The organism is Vibrio coralliilyticus (assembly GCF_024449095.1).
Classification (GTDB): Bacteria; Pseudomonadota; Gammaproteobacteria; order Enterobacterales; family Vibrionaceae; genus Vibrio; species Vibrio coralliilyticus_A.
This window is the reverse complement of sequence record NZ_CP024628.1, coordinates 1,429,466-1,453,286: the sequence shown is the minus strand read 5'-3', so window position 1 is coordinate 1,453,286 and position 23,821 is coordinate 1,429,466. Positions and strand designations below refer to the sequence as shown.

The window sequence follows — 23,821 nt, the reverse complement described above, 5'->3', positions numbered from 1 at the left end:
CGTCTGGTGTAAGCATGAGTAACCATAACCCCCTTCCCCCTAAGACATCCATGTTTTGGAATAATCAACCTTTTAGTCATGATGACGCTGTTTCGGCGTACGACCAAGATGGCACATTGGCGTCATTGAACCAGAAATCTGATATCCCCTCGGATGATTTGGCAGGTTCTCCGCCTGAGCACAGCATGTTTTGGGAAGGTGGAACTGAAAAAATTGAGCCACCTGAACAAGACGTGCCCGCAGAAAAGCTCAACCTGAAGAAAAAAGAGGTAGAAGGGGAGACGATCAATATTGTTCCTGTGCGTTACGCCATCGACGAAATCGACGATCCAGAGGCAGAGCCCGCAACCAAACCATATGGGCTGCCTGAGGGTTGGAAGGGTAAAGGTTCAACAAAATACAGTTCAGATTCAGGTTTAGGCTATACGCTGAGGCAGCTAAGAGACGGTTGGTTATATGTTTATGACCACATGACTAAAGAGCTCGACGAATACGAGGTTCAAGGGGTGAATTTTACTCAGTATCTGATGAGTGAAAGTGAAGACCCTGAACTAGGTAAAGACAGCCGCGGTCAGGCACAAGAAGCCAAGCCCTACATTACCTACCCGACAAAAACCGCCATATCATGTGTGTTTTCAAAGCACCGCTGGAGCTGGGAAAGCTATGAAAGAGTTCGTGCTGGCGAAGCGAAAAATGGCCAGTTTATGTCGACTCGGGCACTAAAGCTGCCAGAGGCCTCTGATGTTGGTGATATTGAACTGTTATCTCAAGTGGCGGATATAGAAGATAGTGTGATTAATGATCATCGCTTTGCTAACAGCAGTGTCCTCACTTCGTTAGATAGTGAGTATCCAGATCTAGAAGTGAAACCTGTGGCATCCGCTGCGGAGATAAAAAGTACATTACCTCCTGACGAAGCTGCTTGCATCATGGCAATTGACGACTATTTGGCTGAAGGGCGTGATGTCTCAGCGTATTTTGTTGGGGTTGCTTCGCCATACCGATTATTCGAAGAGCAATACACTAGCCAGTGGGCCTTGATGCAAACTGCTATGCAGCTTTGTATGTTCGGTTCAAAAGATGATCTTGATATGCCATCTATCGTCAAACGCAGAGGCCAAGAGCTTGAGTTCTATAAAGATCTCTCAAGCTATTATTCTAGTCGAAGTCTTGTGGATATGGCGAAGCGAAATGAAGCTTATCCTGGGCAGTTTAATGAAGTTAACAAAGAACTTAACAAGCTATATGGCTCAAACATGTCCTCAACAATGGAGTCTAGAGAAGCGTATTTCCAAGAAAAATACTGTGTTTCACCTACCCGATTAAAAAGTTACGAGACATGGGCGGCGACGGATAAATGGAGAAAAATGCTCGACTGGCAGCGTATGTTCTCTGAAATGGAAGAGTTGACCAACAAGCGCGAGGAATTATTCGAACCTGTAACAAAGGTGAGGGAAGATTTTCGAAAGACGTTAGAGAAATTGTCTCCGCGCCGTATTGAGTGGTTAATGGACTTATGGGATAGGGAAACTCAGGAAGAGTTACTGCACTATCACATGCAAATAGTCGAGGCCGTCACTTTTATCCAACATGAGGAGGATCAAGCATTTATCGCGGCAGAGTTCAGTAAACCAACGACGATCATTCCGCTCAATACGAGCGGTTTCAGTCGAGAACTTTTCAACATTCTAGGCTCTGCGATTCCAATGAGTATTGATGACGCTGCTACGGCTTCAGCGCAGCAACAAACAGAACCCAGCATTCAGGACAAATTTGCGTCGGCAGCTTCAAATTGGGGAAGCGCTACAGGTATTTACAGCAAGCTGGTGGATTTTCTAACCAACGAAGATGTTTATGGCAGCGAACTGCTTAAACCTCTCAGTGACGGAGCCAAGAATATTCACCTGCTTATCAATGAATTTGTCGAAGCGCTGTCACTTGCCGCGCCAAAAACGAGTGCCAGCTTCATCGCTCAGGCATCCGTACTGGTTCTATCTGCAGTTGCCCCGACAGCCACTGCGAATACGACTTACATGAGAATGGCTATGGCTGAACGCCTTGCTCTCAAGATGGGGTTGGAAGTGCCGACTGACTACTCGACCAAATTTGTCGAGTGGCGAGATAAGATCAAACGCAATGAGGCGATCTTAAAAGAATCCAAAGCTATAGTTGATGCGTTTAATCGTAATGATAAATCAGTATCCAAGAGTGCTTTCAAGACGGCTCGGGAAAAATACGCCAACGCTAAAAAAGTGCTTAGAGCCAGCATGCTGGAATACCCACAAAAGATTGTTCTACCGAAAGATTTTGCATCTGCGATGGCGAACGTGCGTCTGGATATTCTCAAGGGAAAAATTGATAGGCTCGGAGATTACTATAAGTCGGTAGGCGGGCTCGGCTTTATCGGTTTGTTGTTCAACCTGATCTCATTTCATGACGCCCTAGATGATGCATTTGAGGATGATTTTGTTCAGACAGATGAGTACCTGGCAATTATTCAAACAGGGATGTACTCGCTTTCTGCAGTTGTTGGTATTCGCACAGGTCAGGTGTGGACAGCGGTATTAAGTAATGATCTAGTTCGAAAGAATTCTCTAAGGGTTTTGATGAATAATAGAGATTTTTTTGATATTAGGCCGGGGATGTTGAGAGCACTTAATGTCTTTAACAAGTGGCTTGGTATGACTGCTGCTCTTGGCCTTCTTGCAACTGGTACGGAGATGTTTAGAGTCTATAAAAAATTAACCAAGAGCAAAGGACAAGAACAAGTTCTTTATAGTGCTCAAATGGGTTCTCTCCTTGCTACAAGTTTTGTGTTGGGAATTCAAACTGTTGGCTTTACGGGAGTTTTACCACTATCACTGACATTGGGGATGTTTTCTACAGGTGTGTTAGCCATAGCTGCTGTTATCTATATCGGAACTAGCCTTTTACTAGAAGCTGAAAAGAAAGATTCTTACCAGAAGTGGTTGTCTGAACTGCCTTGGGGTACTTCACCAAATAGAAAACACTGGAGTTATCAGAACAAATATAACTTTACGTCTCAAGATGATATTCAGCTAGTCATTGATGCTTTGTGCGAACTTGAGAAAGTAATTGAGCAACCTGTTATATCACAGTATCCGATAAATAAAATCGAGCCTAACTCGCAAGGTCCAGCAGCTGCAATAGTGACTCAAACAGGTGTGAAAGTTGAGGTGAACCTGCCTAGGCTCCCAAGAGTTGATGCCATTAAGTTGTATTTAGAACCTGAACCTTTAACAGACGAAGACATTAAAGTGATTATTCCAGATGATGCAGATGATGCAGGTGATACAGATGGTACAGGTGAGACGAAGGAAAGTTATACTCATCTTCAAATCGTGTTACCTGTAGAGGGGCAAAAGTACCTAACAATTAAAATTGAATATGTGACTCTAGCAGCGGACGCCGATAAAGAAAAAATACATAACAGCTATTTGTATCAACATGCCATTAAAGATAAAGCAATATATACAGCAGAGTTTGATAGGGATAAAGTAACATTGTATGACTCTAAATTGTCTCCCAATTATCAAGTTGTTCCTTTGAGAGGTTAAAGACAGTGGCTAGTTTCCCGTTTTATATAACACCTAATGAATTTTCTGAATTACAACAAGAATTGAAGCAAGATATTGCTACAAGTTCTGATAGCTTGTCTTGGTCGACTTACAACTTGGAAGAAGAAAATAGGTGGCTTAGAAAACAACTTTGGTTAGCTGCTTCAACAGCAGTTACTGTATTCCTTGTCGGCATAGGAATGGTAGCTAATTTTTCAGACTTCACTTATTTGAGTAGTATTGTTTGGATATACATCATCAGCTTATCTATTGGTGCTTTTGCAACTTATGTGAGCTTTGCAGTGGATGACTTTTTTGATTACCACTTGTCTTCCAAAGGCATTTCTATCTCAAAACGCGTTGGCGAGCCCAAATGGGTGCCTATAGCCACAAAAGCAATGGGAGTTATTGGTAGTGTGAGCTGTGTTGCTTTGGTCGCAGTTATGGGACCCAGCGCTTTAGTTGGTGCTGGAGGCTTTATATTGCTTTCATTTACTTTATTGAATAGAAAGCCCAATGAGCCGGACCTAAAAGTTGTTCCCGCTGAAGATTTTATGTGTGCACGTTATGATAAAAAAAGAAATATAGTGTGCATATTTTCCAAGATAGATGTTTGTCGCCCATCAGAATCAGAGAAGCATGAAGGAAAGATACTGAGATCACTTGCAAAGACACGACTTTATATATTCCCTGAAAGTGCAGAGCGGTACGAGCAAGTTTTGTCATTAGTTGAAAATGAATTGGACCTAGAGTGTAAACCTGAAAGCGACCTTGGCGTTATGTTCGACTGGAAAAAAGCCCCCCAAGAGTTCAAAGCCTTCCGACATCAACGCGAACACTATTCTATGGAAGATGCGGTGACAAAAAGAGATCATCCAGCTCCGCCACCCAAAAAACCAAGATAAAGCATGACTTAATGCTAAAGCCAAAAAGATGCCTCGGTTAAACTGGGAATGACTTGAGAATACCCTGTAGAGTTTGGATTTAAACTCGAAAGGTAGGAAAGTGAATGAGAATATTAGACTTAGTGTTCATCATTTGGTTAAGCTTTTTAACGCTTTATCAGTTCAATATGTTATTCCGGCTAATGGTTGATGGTTGGTTTTAGAGAAAACCCATAGAGATAAAGCTCTATGGGTTTTTTACTTTATAAGCAGTCTGTTAGGTTTGGGCTGCCATCAAGCTAAGCTCTCAGCTTATCTGCTATAGTGCTGATGGCTGCATCGGTTCGACACGTCATGACCTCGACAAACTTGTGTGGCTTTTGTTCGACTAAGTGAAAAATGGTCATCAGTGCTAAACGCACCTGGTGGTCATTATGGTGGTTACTGTCGTGAATCAGGTCGGCAACCTCAAGCAGCTTTTGTGCTTGAGTTTTATCACCATCACTCATTCCGGTTTTTCTCGCCACCCATTGAAATCCGCTGTAAGCAGAAATCAGCAAGCCAAATGGTGTAACTTTGAAAGAATAACGCACCGCTGCCCAATCAATATTGTCGATGGCTAAGATAATGGATGCCATAACAGGATCGTCATTCTTAAGTTTTAATGTCTCTTTACCATGTTGTTTGAGATCGTAAAGAAGCAGTTGTTTGGCCATATACGTATTGAAATCAACGGTTGCGGTTAACGGAGTCAGCAAGTTTCCGCCGAAATGGAGCCCTAATGCGGTTCCACCTCTACTGGCGATTTGACCAAGTGTAAACCATAAAATACTACGAGCATTTTCACGCAAAGTGGTAGGTATGCCGTTGATTTGTTTTTTGAACCATTGAAGCCATGGCTCTTCACTGGTTTGCCGTTGAGTTGCCTTAATCAAATCAAGCATTGGGTTGACTTGAGTAATGAGTGTGTCTATCGAATGGAAGCCTGCGAGTGGCATTTTCTCAAATGGAATTGAGACAAAATGAATCGATTCTGGTTTTTCGATTTCAGGTGTTGGGAAATCAAGTTTCTTGGTTATGACGTCAAGTTGCTTGTCAAAGAACTGAACGAAATCATCTTTGTCTGCGGGAGTGTCGCTGCCAAATAATCCGCTACATACCACATAAGGTGCTTCCGCAGTGCTGGTGACATCATGTGTGTCATATTTGATCTTCTGCCACAAAAAGTTCATCGCTGTGATGGTTTGCGGAGAGTATTCGTTGCAGAACAGATTAAAGGAATCTGAGCTGATTAGCTGCATTAACCAATCGGCATAGTTTGTCGAAGCGGGGTTAGTATCAAGGATATCTCTCGGGAGCTTTTTAGGATATTCAGATATCTCGGCTTTAATGCCATTGAAGCTAGCTTTGAGATCGGCATATAAAGCGCGAGCCATTGAGGCAGCATTGGATTTCTCTAAAACAAGAGGGGACACAAGGCTGGGGCATTGTGTACTTACTTCGGCGAGGTGGGCTTGAGCACCACTCAGGCTTTTAACGGATTCTTTCGAGCTTGAGTTGATAAGCGAATCCAAGAAGGAGGAGTGTGTACTCACATTTTTGTCAGCGTATAAATCTGATAGCACAGTCTGCATATGAGCTAAAACACTCGGAAAGTCCTGATATAGGAAGTACACGAAGTCGCCGCTATTGAGCAGTAAATACGTCCAATCTCGGTACTGAACTTTTTCAGGTATCGTGCCTACGCTCATGTTCCTCATCTCATTTTCCCAATCCCCTCGGCTTTTGAGGATTGAGGCCAAATGCTTGCATGCTCTATTTCTGATGGTCATCACGGGCTCCTTACTGTTCTTCAGAGTTAATGTTTTCTAACTCTGTGAGTTGCTGCCACAGATACTCATCCATAGCTTGTTGTTGGCTGGTTGTGAGAGGGGCACTCTCGTTTTCAGTTGAGTTGCCTGAAGCCCCCTGTCTTAACGGGTTAGTGTTGGTTGGCATTGTTGTCACTCCAATTAGGTTGAATGGCTGGACGAAGCGCCCAAGGCGTGGAATTTCAAAAAACGTCAGATGTTGTGCTGACGAATCACACATGAAGTGGTTCAACTATATGAATCTACTGGTGGATTCACTCAGGCTTAGCTGTGATCTTCTCGGGGGATGTAATGCGGAGTTGAGAAATGGAAGCGACTCGCTGACTTATGAAACCAACAAAACTCGTCATTGGTTCGCCTAGGTTTCACATCGGTTCGCCAAAGTATTGGAGCCATAGCGTTGCTAGAGTGGAGGAAGCCGTGCGTCTTCATTACTGCTTAGCTTTTTGAGCTGTGATTTGCCAAAAAACTTCATGTAAAGGCGCGCTTCCAACCTTTAGTTCAGTAAATAGGAATCTAAGATGCCAATTAATGCCATTCAACAAAAAGCGCGTGAAATAAAGCGTCGTGTCGATAGTGAAATTACCGAGAAGTTTCTTGAAGTTGTAGCCGTGCCCACGGAAGCTGCGGCGTTAAGGGCCGATGCAGCGCTGCGTACGAAAGCGGGGCTCAACACCAATAATATTTATTACCACTATTTAAAGGGCGGGGCTGCGTTAACCAAGTTGAATACTGGTGGACACCCGACGAGTGATTGGGATTTTCAGGTGATGCCTGACTTGGCCACCTACACCAAGTGGGCGACGGGTGCTAATCCAAACGCAGAGCTTGATACTGTCCATGATGCAATGATTGAAGTGTTAGAGGATGCTGCGCAAGCTCTGAGAGCGGGTGTAGGGCCAAATGATGTTACTGTGGGCATGAACACCACGATGAATAACTGGCTAACTGGAGAGTTGTTGGGAATTATTGAAAAGGTGGTCAGAGAAGAGACTGGGCTCGTCGGGCCAATAACCGTGGCGTATCAGAATAACCAAAGTCGATGTTACCAAGTCGGTCGCGACATGCGCTACTTGCCTGAATGGGAGATGCGCAACCATCGTTTGTTTAATAATAACAGCCAGAGAATTGAATTTGGCCCTCTTGATACGGTCTCACACACGATGACCGATAATATCAGTGGGTTAGGTTATCAGGCACAATGTACTCCAACCATCTATGTTAACCATACGATTCCTGGCTTCTTGCTCTATCGTCTAGCTATAGTGTATGACTTTAGGATCACCCATGGCGGTAATACGGAAGATATCCGATTTAAGTCGGAAGTGGTTGACTTGTCGACACCGCGTATGGGCAACCCTGAATCTTATATTTCAGTCAAAGATGAAGTCACCGTCTTGAGCGATGACCAAAATAATGAGTTTAAGATCCCTGGTTGGCGTTATATGTTGTTTGAAAACTTGCTGCTGATTGGTGAGATTGAGCTAGGTGTTAGTGGCAGCCCACATAAAGAGGCAAAGAGAAAGGAACGGGCAGCCGCCGCTTTTTATGCCATTGCCGGTTTGAACAACAACCGAGCGAACCTGAAAGCCCTTGGAAATGCAGCAACCATTCAAGAAATTCCCAACCAGCAAAACGGTACACATCGAAGAGGTATCATCCCGCAGGTAAAATATGATCTGCTCGGTAAAGTGAATCACTTTGCGGCTTCCGTCAATGAGCAAGGGCCGACCGGTGACGTGATTGATTACATCAATAAAGCAGTAGAAGGCAACTATGACCTAGCGATTACAGGTTCAGGGTTGCTGCTCACAGCGGCTTGTGATCAAAGTAATGTCAACAAGCTAATGAAGAACCTACCTAACCTCAAAGCCTGCATTCTTAACCCTTTAACTTTCTCTCAAGTCAACACCGCACTATCTATACTACTCAAACCAAACTCTACAAAGGTCAATCCAAACGACAAATTCAAAGTGGTTAACGATGCTTTGTTGAGTACTTGGTTGCAACTTGACAGCAAGGACTGCTTTAAGAATATGGATTTCCCTCTGGGGCTAGTCAAGCTTACCGTCAATACCAATGCGTATAACGACATCAAAGGCCGAGCCGTTTATCTTAAGAGCAAAAAGTTTGGTACTACTAATATTCATAATGTTCGAGTGATTGAAACAGTGAACTCGAAAGAGATTCTGGTGAGTTTTAATAGCCAGATACAACAAGGTATGAACCAACGAGTATTGAACCAGAATAACCGGGCTCACACGACATATATCTGCTTCACTCTTGATGCGAATTTAGATGGTAACAACCCTTCTAACGTTTATTACGAAGCGGTAGGTGACCAGAATAACGGGCCGTGGGCGGCGTTGGATTCTTGTGTGCCGTATAAACTCAAATCTTCCAATTGTGAAGATTTGCTGGGTATCTATCTGCAAACGATCATGTTGGTGCAAGTGCGATATCCACTGATGGAGTTATATCGTCAATTGAAAGCTAGAACCTAGTCGATTAAGGAAACAAAAATCCGCCATTAACGGCGGATTTTTTGTGGCTGTCTCTGCAAATCTAGTTAGAAAGCCGCGAGCAGAAAACGAGGTTCGCCCTCTTTTTTCATTTGACTCAGTCTCGCAATCTGGGTACTGCCCGTTAAGCTGGTATCGAGAACATAAGCGCACTGCCTATTGTTATCAAGTGGCTCGAAGTGCTTAATGTCTTCGCCACTGAAACTACCCCACAATCCGACCAACAACATCACTTCATCTCCGGGTAAGGCGTCACGCAATGCGGTGACTCGTTTGACATCATCATAGAGTTTATTGCGATCTTTTTTGGATGCCAGTTCGACCTGATGTAGAACATGAAACTCAAACCAGAGGTTTTTTCCCGGAGTGACGATATGCAGATCCGCCTTTGACGCGTAGCGTTTGTCACAAGGTTCCACAGTATTCGGTTTGGTCACAAACTTAAGGTACTCATCGCCACTGAAATATGGTGACGCGAAATGGATGTCATCCATGTCTGAAGATTGCGTCAAAGAGAGGCTAAGATCGAGAGTTAACCACGAATGCACAAAAGGTTTGGCTTGAGACATAGCGATGACTTGGTTTGCCCGACTAAAATTGTGCTGGCTAGCGAGGTGGCTAAGTAGGGATTGCTGAATCATAAAGTTTCTCCGAATGCATTATGATGTCAGGGTATCAATCAGGGGGAGTAGAAACTCGGGATAAGCCAGCATAGAGTAGGGGATGCTGGCGTTAGGTTGGGGTCACGCGTTGTCCAGCCATTGCTGGGCATCATCCAGTTCATGTAAGAACAGTCGGCTTTGGCTTGCATGATTGGCTAGGTTGTAATCATTCAACAGATCAGGGCGAAAGGCGGTGCCCAGCGACAGACATTGGACTTGCTGAGATGGTGAAAAATAACTCAGTTGCTCAGACAAAATATCTGAAAGTTCTGGTTCTTCAATCCCCACTTCAAAGCATGACCATAGCGCTTTTATCACTGGATACATGGGCTTGCTCTGCTGTCTTACGTCTGTGCTTTTGGCATATTCAGGTTGCCATTGAAATGTAGTGCCAAACAAAAAACAGCGAATCGTGTGCATCAGCAACCAGTAGTTGTGCTGAACGTCTGCCTTTTTTGCGTTGATTGACTTGAGGTATTGATACAACGCGGCCACAAACTTGCTGGTGGCAAGGCTATCGGCATTTGTCATGGCCAGTAGGATAGCGCGGTTAATCTTACCAGCGTATTTCTGCTCAGGTGAGGGGGGGCGATTGACTTCTCTCGCTTCATGAGAGTAGTGATATCGGCCAGTGATTCCGTGCTGCCCAAGTTTTGAACCTCGCTCATTGAGTGCCCCGCCATTGAGCCAGTCAACGTGACTTAACGGGTTAATAGGGCGCATCGACATCGGTCCCCCTGCTCGAGAATGTTCTGACCATTCCTGTAGTTCCGGTGATGCCTCAGGTGCTGGCTGTGCTTCATGGATCGGAGAAGAAAGCGCCAGATAAGCCAGTTGGTATGCCAGCCGTTGGGCGAGGCCGGGTTCTGCTCCGGCCATTAATGCGGCGCTGAAGGCCGCATAATACATTTGGTCTGCTCGCATTAAGAGTCCTCCCAGTTGGGATTATTCAGTGGGGGCACTAAGGGCTTTAACGTTGCTGTTAAACTGAGGCAGTGTTTCAACAAAACGATTAATCACTTGCTCCGCAACGGACTCTTTCACAGAGGGTTCACTAATGTAGGTATCGACTTCTGAGCGGATATGGCCACCATTCAGCGCATCACGATCTCGTTGGTTAACGATAGCATTCACAGCTTGAGCAAAGGCAAAGCCATCGGTTTTACTGTAGATTCGGTGTTGGCTGCCAGTGTTCCCTGATTCAGGGTAGCGTGGCGCTGCATAAGAGACCATATATGGCTGAGTATTTGGATCGTTGCCAATTAGTTCTTCACATGAGAAGAGAACGAAGTCGGTAGAACGATAAGCATCCATCACTTGGTTACAGATAGGCAGATCCGCTTCGATGGCTAAATTGTAATCACAGAAGAAAACATCGACACCAGGGATCAAGCTGGAGATCATGGTATCAAATGCACTTTGTACCCCTTCTGGAAGTTCGTCTTGTTCTGGGACCTGAGTGTAAGGTTGTGATTTAACAGAATATGAACTTCGCCAGCGGGCCAATAGTTGTTTACCTTTGTGTCCATCTCGGTACTTATAGGCCACCTTGTAGCCGCTATCAAAAAAATCTTCAACATCTGGCTGATCTGTTAAGAAAGCAAAAGTGCGTCCGTCAGAAGCTTCGCAAAGGCGAAATAGTAGTTGTCTCATTGGTTTCTCCTGTTGAGTAGTTACCTCCGCAGAATAGGGTTTTCAGGGCGTGCATACTTGGTGCAATAGTTCACTCTTCTGGGGTTATTGATGATCCGTTGCTCGCATGCAGGAACGTACGCCTGTCAGCCTACGAAGGTGAGGTTGACGAGGTTGTTCTTTGCCCTTTGAATTGGCAGGATTACATATCACTTTATCTTTATTTTCATCTACTTGAGAAGAACTCTCCTTTTGAGTGTCTACGGCGACTTTACGCTCACTCTTTGAAGATGGGCTGGCCTTAAAATGAAATTGGTAAGTGTAAGTCGCACCGTCCTGATAGCTTGATGATTGAGACCAGTTAATGCCAATGGATGAAGTGTGACTGGCCGATGCTGCGGTGACTTCGGATTCCATTTTTGGTCTGAGCTTAATCGGTTCTTCACCAGATTCTGGGGGGGCGCTCTCGCATGGCTTTTTTGCAGGGGTCACCTGCTCTTCGGCAGAGTCGGCCTTTTCAGTGCACACGGCTTCCTCTTGAGGGTGAGTGCTAAACACGCTTTTTGGCATACTCGTTAGGCAGCGGGCAAGATCTTGGACATAACTTTGATACGGGTTAAAGTGGGTATCAAATTCGGCGAGCTTAGTGTTGGCATTACTCGTGGCTTTGTCCGCCTCTTGTACGAGTGACTCACTTGTTGAAAGAGCCTCCTGGCTTGTCTGCGAAGTTGATGGAGGGCTTGCCGCTTCTGCGGTAGGAGAAACGGACGCTTCCTGCGGTTGTGCTTCTGCTTGCGAAGCCTGACTTAGTGTGCGATAGCGGGATTTGAGTCGGTAGCCACGAGGAACCCATATGACTCGACGGCGTCGGTATTTGCCCATTCTTCCCCCTTATGAGTAAAGTGGCGAGAGTTCTCCCGCCAGAAACCGTTACACTAGCGTGTTCACCAGTGCGCTAAATGTTTTATTGACGATCTTTTGTACTTCCGACTTGGCACTGATCTGCCAAGTAAGCATTTCAGCCTCGGCAATTTGTTTTTCACGCGTGATTTCTAACTCAAACTCTTCATCGGTTAAGTCGCCATTGTTTCTTGCGGCAATCAGCTCTTCCAGCGTGGACTTCTGTTTATCAAGTGTGACTGTCAGTGCACTGGCCAGCAGGTTTTTAATCGGTGAATCTTCAATTTGGCTGGTGATCTGTTCAATGATGCTGTCTATGTTTTCCGTCATTTTCTGTTCCTTAAAAATTATTGTTTGGCGAGCTCACCACGGATTAACGCATCAATAAGCCGCTGGTATTGGTCCAATCGACGCTTGATGAGAAAGTCTGACAGGGTGTGTTTTTGTTGGTGTGTTTTCATGTCTTGTTGCCAGAACTGAACTAAGGTTTGCGCTTGTTTTAAAGTTTCTTGATTTTGCTCTCGTCTTGCTTGTCGGCGTTCTAGCCCACGAATGTTGACGTCTATCTTGAGGTATTGGTCGGCGAATCTAGAATAGAGGCGCTCATTTTCCGGTAGTGCCTGCAGACTGAGGTAAAGGAATTCAATATCGCGCTCGATACTTTGTGCTTGCTGAACGGTTTGAAGATCGTAGGGGGCGACCAAGCGTAGCGTGCAACCAGTCAGTAATAGTAAACAGGCGGCGAGCCAGCCGAGGTAATGGTTCTTCATTGTCTATCCTTATTTTTCGGGTTTCACGCCATGATGACGTGAAAGGGAGGAGTTCGCTCAGGCTAATTGGCTGAATAATTGGGTTATTTGACCGTGTTTATTGCTTGTTGAGTGATAAGTTAAAAGTAGGGCATGAAAGCGAGGAAGGTTATGTCAGATTTGATTAATGCACTCAAAATTGTCAAGAAAGCGTACAAACCCAAATTGCAAAAGCTGAAGATGACACCCGAGCAAGTAAAGCAAAAGGTCAAGGTCTATCAGAAAGTTATCAGTGTGCTGCAAGGTGTGGATAGGCTGGAATCGTTACAGAAAGAATCTTTGGAGATGGTGGCCAAATTGGTGAAAACCTTTGTTGAACAAGCTCCGGCAATGGCTAATCAGGCGCTCGACCCGCTGAAGAAGATTCAGGAGGCGACTCAGGCTGACGACGAATCCCATCAATCAGGCGATCAAGCAAAGTAAATAGCACTTCGATGCTGTAACCGGCGATAAAGGCCAGCGCCATAGGGGAAAGTGTCATATCACCCATCTCGGGCTTGAGTAACCAGCCAGTGATCATTCCGGCTAGGCAGCCAAGCGTGAGCCTTAGTCGATAGCCTACCTCACGACTCGCGGTATAGGTGAGGGTTCGGACTTGTTGCAGCAAGCTACGTAGAACGAAAATGAATGCCCCAAGTAGGCCATACATCAGTGGTAAAATGTAGTTTTGCAGCATTTGCAATACGGATTGGGCGGCGATCAGATTTGCGGAGTACTCGACTGGTGAATCTTCATTGACGGTTCTCTCGGCATCCAAAGGAATATTGCGTCCACCTAGCCAGATGTGGTTCCAGTTCCTAAGCAGTTGGTAGTTGGCTTCCATATCGGGTGGCATAGGTGAACCGAGTGTGTCTGAAGCACCTACTGAGGTCAGGAGGTTTTGTGTTAGAGCGTAACCAAACAAATAGTACATCTGAACAAGCAACAGGAAAATTAGCGTGAAAACCGTGTAGCGCCGATACCAAGTGATGACTCTCGACGCACCTGGTAATTCCAGCTTGCCATCTTTGGCGTCAGGGACGACAGCTTTAATACTCTCAACCGTCACTGGATAGACCTGCTTGGCTAAACGGTCATAACATTGCAACAGCAAGGTTTCATCCTCAACACTCCAATGCCGAGTATCGATCCTATATTTGGCGCGGTAGATACCTTCAGCAATCCCTGGATCAATGGTGAGATCACCGTGACGAGCAACGTATTGCAGCAGTTGAATACCTTCGCGGATCAACTGCTGTAGATCAGACTCAGGAACCGATTCATGAGTCCGTGATCTTACTGGTGAGTCACTCGTCAACGGCTATCCCCTTTTGATTAATAGTTATAGCTGGACACTTCTCTGTCCTGATAATCGATCAGCGCGCAGCTACCGCCATTGTTGTTCCACAGGGCAGTAGGGCTATTAAAGCTGAACTCGTTACGCTCAAGCGAAGCTTTGTTGGTAAAGATGCGCAGCGATGTTAGTGGCGCAAGCTGAGTGTTTTCAGGAAACACAAAACAACGCTCATTGCGTAGTGCTTCTAAGCGCCAGTTGCTGAGGTCAACGATATGCTCAGAGGTATTGTGAATTTCAACATACTCATCCCCTTCACTGCGAAACTCTTCACCGTCATAGTTAATATGACTGATGATGGTATGGGGGTGGGCCTTATCACCATAAATGAAGCTGGATACCGTTTGTCCATTTTGGTTAACCAGAGTGCCAAGATCGCCTCGGTTATTCCACACTGGTTGATTAGAGCCGAAGCTGTGCTCAGATTTGCCAGAAGTGTCAATTTTGATGCTTTCAGACGGCGATAAGTAGGTATGCTCAGGGAAGATATACTGCTGATCAGGCGACCCGGCCTGAATGTGCCAGCCACTGATGTCAACGGTCAGATTGCCACGATTTCGTATCGTGATCGACTCATCTAATGGGGAGCTGCTTCCTTTAAAATCCAGTGCAGAAATTTCAACTTGATTGAGCACTTGCAGTTGATTGAGCTTTTGCCAGCACTCATCCATATTGTCTTGAGATAGCTTTTCTGGCATCGACAGTTGATCGAGAATTTTAAGTACTTCTTGTTGAATGTATTGGGTATTCACTGACACGAGTCACTCCTTGTTTTTTAGGGCATTGAACGTGTCTAATGTAGCGAAATCCCCGAAAAATACTCGGGGATTTTCAACTAGAATTGCCGTGAATCGATGCTCGGCTACTTTTCGATAAACAATAAAGTAATTATCAATGACAGCATCAGCAGTAATGGCCAATACCATTGTTTGACTCGCAGCCCTTGTTGGTACTCTAGTGCATGAATTTTCATCTCAGTGGTGTACGCCAGAGCGCCAATCGAGGTGAAAATGATTTGCAGATAAGCGAGAAAATAGAAATATTCGATGAAGATAACCCCTTGGGCGTTCAATTCTTCACGTAGGGCAACATGCGCAATGACTAAGATGAAAAACAATGACGCGCAGTATTGGAGAACGGTGGCAGTGTTGAAACCCCATAGTGCTTGCTGTTTTTCATCTTTTGTCCATAGAAGCAACATACAGTAAGTGAGAAAGCTCACGACCAACAGCGGCATGATATGGCTAATCAGTGGACCAGTGATGCTGCGTTGGATCACCATATTGTACTTAAGGTTGATGGTGCGATGGCCGTTGTAAAGCTGGTCAGTCTGGTAACTGAAGTAACTTTGCAGCAGCTTCCAGCTACCAAAATCGTGCTCGGCCATCCTAATTCCGGGTAGGTCTTCGGGTCGCATTGACGGATAGCTGTCGAATTCTGGAACCAACATCAGGTAGCCAGATTCTGGCCTCGGAATCATAGTCAATTCAATGACTTCACGGTCAAACGGAAAAGACTCGTAATCAAAAGGCTGTTTGATGAGGGCGACAAACTGCCAGAGCTGAAACTCTTCACTTTCTCGAATCAAAGACCAAGAGGTATCCAGTGAATTATTGATATGCAGGGGGGGCTCATCGGTGGTTTGCTCTGTGGTGATGATTTTCCCCACAATGCTGACTTGATCGGCTTCAACAAGATCTAAGGACTCTACGGTTAAGTTGATAGGGTGAATGTGCTCTGAGGACGTTTTCCCCCCTAGAGGGTAATGAGCCTGCGAAGCCAGATAGGCGCTTTCTTCGTTGACTAATAATGCTTCTCCTTTACTCAACGGTTTTGGTGCAAGGGCTTGATACCAAAGCAGTAAAAGATAAGAAAGAAGGCACAAGGATAGAACAGTGAATAGGCGTCTTAATCGGTATCTCGAGGCGTTGGGAAAACGCAAAGAAGCGATAAAAATAATCAAGCCTGCGATGAGCAGAAACCAAACCAAATCATGATACCAAGCGTGAGAGGCGGTAGATTTTCGTAGCTCATCAGCATCAATGATGAGCCCAAGTTGAGCATCTAGGCCTGCGATGTTGCTCAGCACCATCCATTCTTCTCGACCCGTCACAGGATGAGAAAAGGTAGACAAGTTGCCTTTAGAAAGTTGCTCTGAGATCGATGCAAGAAGCGGATATTCGTTGCGATCTAAGCGATAAATATCTTTGCCTAGCACAGACTTATTAGGGTAGGCCAATATCTGCCCAGTATGTGAAATCAACATGCCAAAGCCTTGGCTTCCAAGGTCAAGGTTAAGAACTTGTTTCGTCAGGCTGTTGAGGGAAAAATTGAGAAAGACAATGCCATCATAGCCGTTATTGATCTGCCCATCGTAGCTGGACTCAAACGGTACAATATATTCAGCCAGCCAGGTATTGGCGTTAGTACCGAAATACGGCTCCATCCACATACTGCCTTTTTCCATCGGTTGGTGAAACCAGAATGTGCGTGGGCCGTTGTTCATTCGGTCTGGCAAGGTGTAGTCGTAACGCTCTGAAATAAACTGGTTTGGACGATTCTCACCATTTTTTTGAAAGTAGGGTGAATACAAAGGGTTGGTTGACAGCGGATAGCGATCTTTGTGAAAGGCGATCCCTCCACGATGTGCGCCTTTGGTGGTCATCACGGATTGAGTGATCAAATCACGCAGCTCTTGATCATTATGTTGCTTCTGATTGATGGCAGATGCGAGCAGTTCTGTCTTGTGTGATAACTCAGACAAGCGTTTGTTAATGGCCTGAGTAGCGGTTTGGCTCTGCTGCACCAGATGATGACGGATTTCAGTATCGATATCTGCGTGCCACTGGTAAATACTGATGGTGATGAAGGCCGCGGCTGACCAAATGAGCGCGGCAATCCAGCGTAAATGGTAGTACTGCAATTCGGAAGGTTTGATCATGATTGGTCTCCCGATTCAACATGCCGATGTTGACGCTTTTCAGCGAGTGCGATGAAAGTCTTCAAAAAGCTTTGGCACAAGGCGCCACTGACAATAAAGAAACACGCCACCATGGTGTAAATAGGCAGTATCGCGTCGGCTTTTCCTGATGAAGCAATGTAGGAGTTTGATGTAGCCAGAATCTCGTCCACCCCTATAGCCGAGGCAGTTGTGGAGGCCATCAAGATGACTAGGAAAAATTGATTGACGGCCGATAACGAGAAGGACCTACCGCTGGTACGCTTTTGTGTGGCTAGGTCACAGCTGTAGCCCATGACAGGGATAGCCAAAGCGATGATAGCTTTACCTAAAGCTGGGACATACATCTCGAACCCCATCATTTCCCAGCGTGAGGGGACGATTAACGCCAAGTAGAACAGCATGACAAAACTGGGCACGTTGCAGAGCAAAGATTGAACGCCTTTTGCCAACCATTTTACGGGCGCTTGGCTGTGATTCGCTCCACGGCTTAAGAGAGCCCCTAGTGGGAAGCCGATGGTCATTGCTGATATGGCAATTAGGATATTGAGACTAAACGCGTAAGTGAGCGACAGCCATAAAGCCATGTCTGATAGAATCATTGCAACGCTCCTTTGTTGTTGATATCGGCCGAAGTTTGTCGTTTCAGATAATCGGAATAGCGTGTGAATAGCTTGCCGACAAGGTAAGCAAACAGCAGGACTTCGAGATAATAAAACAGAGCCAGAAGAGTCATGAGTAGGACGGGGTAGCCAGAACTCGAGACTAAGGTGTTAACGACAAGCACGGCATTGGGGGAAGCAATAACACTGGCCATGCCGGCTGCTTTGGCGAGATTGACTAAATTGGCTTTGACTCCTGCACTATGATGAAGGTATCGCTGAGTTAAGGAAAGTGGCGATGCCACTTCTGCCGTGACTAGGTTGTTGATTCCTGATGCTGTGTACAGTGCCAGTACCAACCACGCGACACTGGCTCCACTTAATAACCAATGCTGGCCGTGCTCATTCCAGAAAGATAAAGCGCCAAAATAGATCAGGTAAAGCATCAAAATCGGAGGGATTGAGCTTTGTAGGTGAGTCAGAAAGGCGATGGGTTTGGATACCCAGATTTTTGAACTCAGGGTCATTTGGGTAAAGCATAATGCCAGTGCTACTGCTGTAAAGATCGACACCAAAGTGAAGAGAGCGGTATGGAGCATTGACTGGATAAGCCGTTCGGTATCGAATCGGTCAAAAGGCCACAGTTTTTTATCACCCTGCTGACCAAGCGATATGACAGTATCAAAGCAGAGTTTCTGCCGGCTTATTTCCTGGCTATTGGCTTGACACAAGGCATCACCATTTTCATCTACTGAGCTCCAGTTTTTGTGTTGCTGAGCGAGATAGTCCTGTTCAGGCAACTGCCATTGTTGAGCGAGGCTCTTTAGTCGACCATCTCTGATGCGGCTGGCAATAAAGCGAGACAACCAGTCTGCGAAAGACTGTGATGCGGTATCCTTGCGAGTGACCATTGACCAGTGAATGGGCATGATGGTTTCTACATCAACACTATAGTCACTCCACTCTTTTTGATTCGACAAGTGGAATAGGATGCCGCTGTCATAAGCCCATGCCTGACATTTATTCGTCAGCAGAGCCAGCTTGGCATCTCGGTTGCTCATTAAAATGATTGGTTTGATCCGATAATTTTGTACCAAAGACTTATTAAAGTATGCCCCAGCCGTCAGGCAGACGGGCTTTCCGATTAAGTCTGTCCACTGTGCAACAAGGTTGGATTTGTGGGCCAGTGCAGTGACACCACTGCGGAAATAGTGAGGTGTGATCATACGGACACGCTGTCGACGTTGCATCGAATCGCCAACGGTAGCAATCAGCATATCGACTTGCCCTTCATTAAGTTTTTGGAATCGGTTAGCACTAGTGACTGTTTTGAATTCGACCTTGGCGTTGAGCGCTTGGCCAATCATTTTTGCCAAGTCGGGTTCAAAGCCTGCCGGTTGACTATTACTGTCCAGCATTCCCCAAGGTGGGTAATCGGCTTTGACACCAATAACAATCCGACCAGATTGTTTAATTTTGCTCAGTAAGTCTTGCGCTTGAACATGTCCAGGGAGCAGCATGTAGCAGCACAAGAAGAGGGTAAACAAACGAATCATGCGCGCCTCCTTGCCACTACTAATAAGCCATAACCCAGTGATGCTGGCAGAAGGTTACACAGCAAATTATCTAAAAAGGCCATTACAGAACTCTGAATCACAAAACGCTCTGGAAAAATACTTTCTGCGGTGATTGTCTCGATTTCAAACCCGGCTTCAAGGAGCTCTGATTTAATCTCGTTTACAGTGTAAAGATGATAAAAAAGAGGGATTTTTCGGCCCGATTGGTAACGCTCGTATTGAATATCTCCCGGCAGTTGTTGCTGATTTCTTTGTTGCCATTGCCGTTTGAAAAAACGCCGTCGTCGATTAGGTACGGATAAGATCAGTGAGCCATCGGGTTGCATGTTTGTATAAAACCACTTTAAGAGTTTGATGCGTTCCGCTTGCTCTCGAATATGGCTCATGACACCAAAAAGAAGCAAACCTAACTGGAAGTTTACCTTGTGACTATCGATGTGTTGGATCAGTTGTGTTTGGTCGTTAAACCACTCCACGCGCTCGGAGTAGTGCTGCGTTGCTTGCTTGGCTTGTTGAACCGCTATCTCACTGATATCAAAGCCATACAGATGTAAGTTTGTTTGTTTGAGCAGTGGGTAGCTATATCGCCCGTTACCACATCCATAGTCCAGTGCTATTGCATCTTGGTCGAGAAACTGAGCGTGATGAAAAAGGGTATTCAAGACTCGGATGTTGGCTTTTGGATAGCGAGAGGTGTACAAGCCGATGCGATAATAATCATCGTAGGATTGTGCGATGGTTGTTGATTGGGAATTGTTCATGAATAGACTCCTTTCTGCGCCTAAGTGAAATTTGCGCAGGTAACCCTGCGCAAGCTGTTACGCTGAATGAGTCTGGTAAGCGGACTCCAATTTCTCGTCATAGCGGTTCTCTGCATAGCCAGGACCATTGTAGTAACGAGCAAAAGTTGGCCAGTCGAGAGCTTGTATTGCTTCGTGTAGCTTAGAATTTGACTTAATAAAGTTGACGAAGGCCATCAGATGATGACGCTCAGCAACGAACATGTCGTGAACGAACGTTTCGACATCGTCATAACCTGCAGCCTGATGGTTAAAGCCCATGATTTGATAACGGCCGAAAGAGGCTGATTTCAGAGCGGCAGTTCTATCCAAGTCGATGGCTTGCTTCAGGCGGTCATACTCTTTTTCACCACCCACATAGAGTGAACGATCCCACTTTCGAGATGAGAGGTTCGGATGAGATTCATCAAAGCGACGATCACTGTATTTAGAGAACTGATGGGCTTCAAACAAAATGCAAGGTAAGCCAGACTCGAAGAAACCACTACCGGAAGATTCAACCTCTGAGACCGCTTTAATCGCGGCGACTTCACAACCCAGAGATTCGGCTGCATCATGATAGTCTTCGTCAGTCAGCCCTTTGACGGGGTCAATCGCTGGCAAGAATAAGGAACTAAGAGTTCTTTGTCCTGTCCCCAGAACTTTATTGAGTGTGCGGTGGCTTTTGCCATTCGCATCGATTCGGCTATCAGGGTGATGAAAGCCAAGAATGGTTTTTTGCATCGCGGCGATCGCTAGGCACGTTGGTGATTGGTCAGTCTCTGAATGAATAACACCATCTTCTTGCAGTGGGGTTGTTAAGCCAATTTTATCACTCAACTGGTTCAAAGCTTTTTGTACGTTGAGTACGTCATCAGGTGTGTTGTCCGCGCCAATTCCAACCGACGAGGATAGGGTGAGTTCTTTCATGTTTGACTCCATGTATTCTGGTTTGATTGATCCCTACAAACGCTACTGGAATCGAGGTGTGACTAATTGGGCAGAGTCAGGGAATTTTCGGTGCTACCGATGAATGGGGGAAATTGACTAGAGTTGCCGGCATAAGATCGATAAAGATGTCAATTCATATGAAAAATGGTGAACATCTCTATTTTATTAAAATGTAACTAAGTGTAAATTTATCCACCTGAAAGTTAACAACTCTAAAAGATAAAGTACATCAAGCGCTGGGTAAGAGTCGCAACAGTAACAAACTGTTGTGAGGCAAAATTTTACAATCTATATGCTGGGTTGAGGTGGACTGCATCGTCACATAAAGAGTCGATTTTATTGGAGAGCAGCGATTAATATTTTTGATTATTACCAGTCAAACCCGTTAATAGGTTTTGATGAAGGATTCTTATTGGTTAAAGACAAAGAACATCGATTTGTTGCTTGCAATTCTCAGTTTCTAAAAATGTCAGGATTTTCTTCTGTAGAGGATATATTAGGCTTGACTGATTTTGATATGCCTTGGAAGGAATACTCTGAAATCTATCAAGCTCATGAGAGAGATATACTTTCAGGTAGTCAGTACGATTTATTTGAACCTATCATAGATAGTAAGGGTAAAAAGCATAACCTACATATTCGTAAAAAAATAATTGAAGACTCGAAAGGTGAAATTGCAGGAATCATTGCTCATGCAATGATTTTCGAATATCGGTATGAGATGGAAATGATTAAGTTCTCAACAAATTGTTTCACGATTAGTCATGGAAATAATATTGAAGATTTAAGCAAGAAAGAAAAGGAAGTCGCTTTCCTTTTCTTAAATGGATACAAAAGGCAAGAAGCATCTAAATACTTGTCTATATCACCAAGAACATTCGATTCACATATAGTGTCAATAAAAAATAAGCTTAATTGTGACTCAAGCCATGACTTAATTATAAAAGGTTTCCAGCTCGGACTGAAAGATAAGATACCGGAGACTATTTTAAAGGAGGGAGGCTTCCATAAGCCTAATAATGAGTAATGGGTATTTTAAAGAAGAATGAAGAATTAAATATATCTTCACGTGTTATAACGGGATCAAAATATATTCTTGAATCACTCAAGGAAAAAGGAATCCAGCATATTTTCATGCTTCCAGGAAAAATGGTTCAACCTTTTATGGAGGATATGACAAATATGAGGGGAATACACCCGGTCGTCGTTACTCATGAAGCCAGTGCAGGATATATGGCGGATGCTTATGCTCGAGTGACGCAAGGAGTGGGCGTTGCGTTATCCATATCAAGCCCAGGAGCGATGAATTTATTACCTGCAGTGGCATCAGCGTGGGCTGATGGTGTCCCTATCTTAGCCCTGAGCGGAGATGTTGCGACCCATCACGAAGCCAAAGGGGCATTTCAGGATGGGTCAGCATTAGGTACAAACGATGTAGCGGTCTACCAGCCTGTTACGGGATTGGCCTCCAGAGTCAACCATGCTGAGCGAATTCCTGATTATTTAGCAAAAGCATTTGAACGAATGGCCTTACCTAACAAACTCCCTGCTTTTATTCAACTCCCTTTGGATGTACAAAAAGCAAAGTTGGATCCAAAGGCTAGACCTCTTGAAACTTATCAGTATCCCATTTCCGCAAATCCACAACTGGTTAAGATGGTCGCAGATAAACTCGCCCAACCGGATGCTAGGAATTTAATTTTATTGGGACCTGAAGCAAGAAATTCTCGCTGTGCGCAAGTGGTTATTCAGCTTGCTGAGAAATTAGATATTCCAGTGGCGGTAACGCTAGATGCAAAGGGTACATTTCCTGAGGATCATAAAATGTACTTAGGGGTGTTCGGATTTGCGGGTCATCAGCGAGCGATGGAAGCACTGCTGAGCGATGCATTCGATCATGTGGTTACGTTTGGTGTTAATTTTGATCAGCGTTCCTCACTATGCTGGAGTGACCAGTTGGCGAAAAGCGCACAATGGTTTTGTTGCTCAGCGAAACTAGGGCAGTATTACTTGCCGTTAGATAGCCGCAAAATACATGCCTCCCCCGATGAATTTTTGGATCAGCTTTGGGTGAGAGTTCAGTCTGAAAAAGTGTATTCCTCGTGTGCGCACATCTCTTGGCTAAATACGTTGTTTACTGTTCCACTGCATGTTCAGTGTGATGAGTTTCGCTCAGAGTATGGTATCCATCCGAAAGAGGCTATTTGTCAGCTTCGTCTTCATGCGCCTAGAAGTAGTATCGTATCTGTAGACTCTGGCAGCCACAGAGTGTTTTGTGCTCATTACTGGCAAAGCTACGAGCCTAACCAATATTTAACTTCTGCGAGTACAGCGCCAATGGGTTGGGCTATATGTGCAGGGGTTGCCGCCAAGTTAGCTCAACCTGAATACACCAGTATTGTCATTACAGGTGATGGCTGCATGCTTATGCACGGTAATGAGATCCAAACGGCTGCCCGGTACGATATCCCTGTGGTTTTTGTTGTTCTCAACAACAGTGCTCACGGTGGTATCCATGTTGAAACGCAGAAACATCAAAGCTTCATGCCAGAGCTGACAAAACTACCTCAGCATGATTGGAAAAAATACGCAGAATCTTTGGGACTCACCGCATATCGGGTGAGTGATCCTGACTTACTGCCTTCCGTTTATCAGCAAGCACTTGACAGCCATCGCCCTTGTCTCATTGATGTCATCTGCAGAGATGATGTGCGTGTACCTAATACTTATTACGCAAAGAATAATAATAACTTTCTTTAAAA

At 45.0% G+C, this 23,821-nt stretch carries 21 protein-coding genes; 6 read left to right on the top strand and 15 right to left on the bottom strand.

Annotated elements, in window-relative coordinates; genetic code table 11:
• Positions 1–14 precede the first annotated feature (14 nt).
• Together CTT30_RS21945 and CTT30_RS21940 are read left to right on the top strand one after the other, a co-directional pair.
• Complete coding sequence (locus tag CTT30_RS21945; protein WP_252037007.1) at positions 15–3,578, top strand: toxin VasX; 3,564 nt, start codon at positions 15–17, stop codon at positions 3,576–3,578.
• 5 nt (positions 3,579–3,583) lie between these two features.
• Positions 3,584–4,483: an immunity protein TsiV2 protein gene (locus CTT30_RS21940; RefSeq protein WP_252037006.1), complete on the top strand. Its 900-nt coding sequence runs from the start codon at positions 3,584–3,586 to the stop codon at positions 4,481–4,483.
• A 278-nt stretch (positions 4,484–4,761) separates the two neighbouring features.
• Here the strand turns inward: CTT30_RS21940 and CTT30_RS21935 are convergent, their stop codons facing one another.
• Together CTT30_RS21935 and CTT30_RS21930 are read right to left on the bottom strand one after the other, a co-directional pair.
• Positions 4,762–6,294 carry a hypothetical protein gene (locus tag CTT30_RS21935; RefSeq protein WP_252037005.1) on the bottom strand — a complete coding sequence of 511 codons (1,533 nt, stop codon included), beginning with the start codon at positions 6,292–6,294 and terminating at the stop codon, positions 4,762–4,764.
• Positions 6,295–6,304: 10 nt separating this feature from the next.
• Positions 6,305–6,460, bottom strand: a complete 156-nt coding sequence (locus tag CTT30_RS21930; RefSeq protein WP_255906692.1) for a hypothetical protein — start codon at positions 6,458–6,460, stop codon at positions 6,305–6,307.
• A gap of 394 nt (positions 6,461–6,854) precedes the next feature.
• On the opposite strand from CTT30_RS21930, the gene CTT30_RS21925 reads away from it, so the two are divergent.
• On the top strand, positions 6,855–8,837 hold the full coding sequence (locus tag CTT30_RS21925) for a hypothetical protein (protein WP_252037003.1): 1,983 nt from the start codon (positions 6,855–6,857) through the stop codon (positions 8,835–8,837).
• A gap of 65 nt (positions 8,838–8,902) precedes the next feature.
• Here the strand turns inward: CTT30_RS21925 and CTT30_RS21920 are convergent, their stop codons facing one another.
• From CTT30_RS21920 to CTT30_RS21895, 6 genes are all read right to left on the bottom strand, one after another.
• Positions 8,903–9,496, bottom strand: coding sequence for a hypothetical protein (locus CTT30_RS21920; protein ID WP_252037002.1), 594 nt, complete (start codon positions 9,494–9,496; stop codon positions 8,903–8,905).
• 102 nt (positions 9,497–9,598) lie between these two features.
• On the bottom strand, positions 9,599–10,441 hold the full coding sequence (locus CTT30_RS21915) for a hypothetical protein (RefSeq protein ID WP_252037001.1): 843 nt from the start codon (positions 10,439–10,441) through the stop codon (positions 9,599–9,601).
• A gap of 21 nt (positions 10,442–10,462) precedes the next feature.
• Positions 10,463–11,170 (bottom strand): hypothetical protein, encoded by a 708-nt coding sequence (locus CTT30_RS21910; RefSeq protein ID WP_239835635.1) that lies wholly within the window; start codon positions 11,168–11,170, stop codon positions 10,463–10,465.
• An 84-nt stretch (positions 11,171–11,254) separates the two neighbouring features.
• Entirely contained in the window at positions 11,255–12,031 is a 777-nt protein-coding gene (locus CTT30_RS21905; RefSeq protein WP_252037000.1) for a prolipoprotein diacylglyceryl transferase, read from the bottom strand.
• Between the two features lie 48 nt (positions 12,032–12,079).
• The gene (locus tag CTT30_RS21900; RefSeq protein ID WP_239835633.1) at positions 12,080–12,379 is read right to left on the bottom strand and encodes a hypothetical protein; all 300 of its coding nucleotides are present in this window, start codon (positions 12,377–12,379) and stop codon (positions 12,080–12,082) included.
• 17 nt (positions 12,380–12,396) lie between these two features.
• Complete coding sequence (locus tag CTT30_RS21895; RefSeq protein WP_252036999.1) at positions 12,397–12,819, bottom strand: hypothetical protein; 423 nt, start codon at positions 12,817–12,819, stop codon at positions 12,397–12,399.
• Between the two features lie 150 nt (positions 12,820–12,969).
• Between CTT30_RS21895 and CTT30_RS21890 the strand changes: the two genes are divergently transcribed.
• Positions 12,970–13,281: a hypothetical protein gene (locus CTT30_RS21890; RefSeq protein ID WP_239835631.1), complete on the top strand. Its 312-nt coding sequence runs from the start codon at positions 12,970–12,972 to the stop codon at positions 13,279–13,281.
• Here the strand turns inward: CTT30_RS21890 and CTT30_RS21885 are convergent.
• The 7 genes from CTT30_RS21885 to CTT30_RS21855 all read right to left on the bottom strand — a co-directional run bounded on the left by CTT30_RS21885 (position 13,193) and on the right by CTT30_RS21855 (position 21,038).
• A complete protein-coding gene (locus CTT30_RS21885) occupies positions 13,193–14,155 on the bottom strand; it encodes a hypothetical protein (RefSeq protein ID WP_239835630.1) in 963 nt (320 codons plus the stop codon). The genes CTT30_RS21890 and CTT30_RS21885 overlap by 89 nt on opposite strands.
• Before the next feature lie 17 nt (positions 14,156–14,172).
• Complete coding sequence (locus CTT30_RS21880; RefSeq protein WP_239864748.1) at positions 14,173–14,949, bottom strand: lamin tail domain-containing protein; 777 nt, start codon at positions 14,947–14,949, stop codon at positions 14,173–14,175.
• Positions 14,950–15,053: 104 nt separating this feature from the next.
• Complete coding sequence (locus CTT30_RS21875; RefSeq protein ID WP_252036998.1) at positions 15,054–17,132, bottom strand: PDC sensor domain-containing protein; 2,079 nt, start codon at positions 17,130–17,132, stop codon at positions 15,054–15,056.
• The gene (locus CTT30_RS21870) at positions 17,129–17,752 is read right to left on the bottom strand and encodes an ABC transporter permease family protein (protein WP_239864746.1); all 624 of its coding nucleotides are present in this window, start codon (positions 17,750–17,752) and stop codon (positions 17,129–17,131) included. The genes CTT30_RS21875 and CTT30_RS21870 overlap by 4 nt, the downstream gene beginning before the upstream one ends.
• Entirely contained in the window at positions 17,749–19,308 is a 1,560-nt protein-coding gene (locus tag CTT30_RS21865; protein WP_252036997.1) for a transporter substrate-binding domain-containing protein, read from the bottom strand. Before CTT30_RS21865 ends, CTT30_RS21870 begins: the two co-directional genes overlap by 4 nt.
• Positions 19,305–20,090 (bottom strand): class I SAM-dependent methyltransferase, encoded by a 786-nt coding sequence (locus CTT30_RS21860; protein WP_252036996.1) that lies wholly within the window; start codon positions 20,088–20,090, stop codon positions 19,305–19,307. The genes CTT30_RS21865 and CTT30_RS21860 overlap by 4 nt, the downstream gene beginning before the upstream one ends.
• A 57-nt stretch (positions 20,091–20,147) precedes the next feature.
• Positions 20,148–21,038 carry an N-acetylmuramidase family protein gene (locus CTT30_RS21855; RefSeq protein ID WP_252036995.1) on the bottom strand — a complete coding sequence of 297 codons (891 nt, stop codon included), beginning with the start codon at positions 21,036–21,038 and terminating at the stop codon, positions 20,148–20,150.
• A 433-nt stretch (positions 21,039–21,471) separates the two neighbouring features.
• Here CTT30_RS21855 and CTT30_RS21850 point away from each other — a divergent pair, with 433 nt between their 5' ends.
• Both CTT30_RS21850 and CTT30_RS21845 read left to right on the top strand, forming a co-directional pair.
• Positions 21,472–22,086 carry a LuxR C-terminal-related transcriptional regulator gene (locus tag CTT30_RS21850; RefSeq protein WP_239835623.1) on the top strand — a complete coding sequence of 205 codons (615 nt, stop codon included), beginning with the start codon at positions 21,472–21,474 and terminating at the stop codon, positions 22,084–22,086.
• Positions 22,086–23,819 carry a thiamine pyrophosphate-binding protein gene (locus tag CTT30_RS21845; protein ID WP_255906689.1) on the top strand — a complete coding sequence of 578 codons (1,734 nt, stop codon included), beginning with the start codon at positions 22,086–22,088 and terminating at the stop codon, positions 23,817–23,819. Before CTT30_RS21850 ends, CTT30_RS21845 begins: the two co-directional genes overlap by 1 nt.
• Positions 23,820–23,821 lie beyond the last annotated feature (2 nt).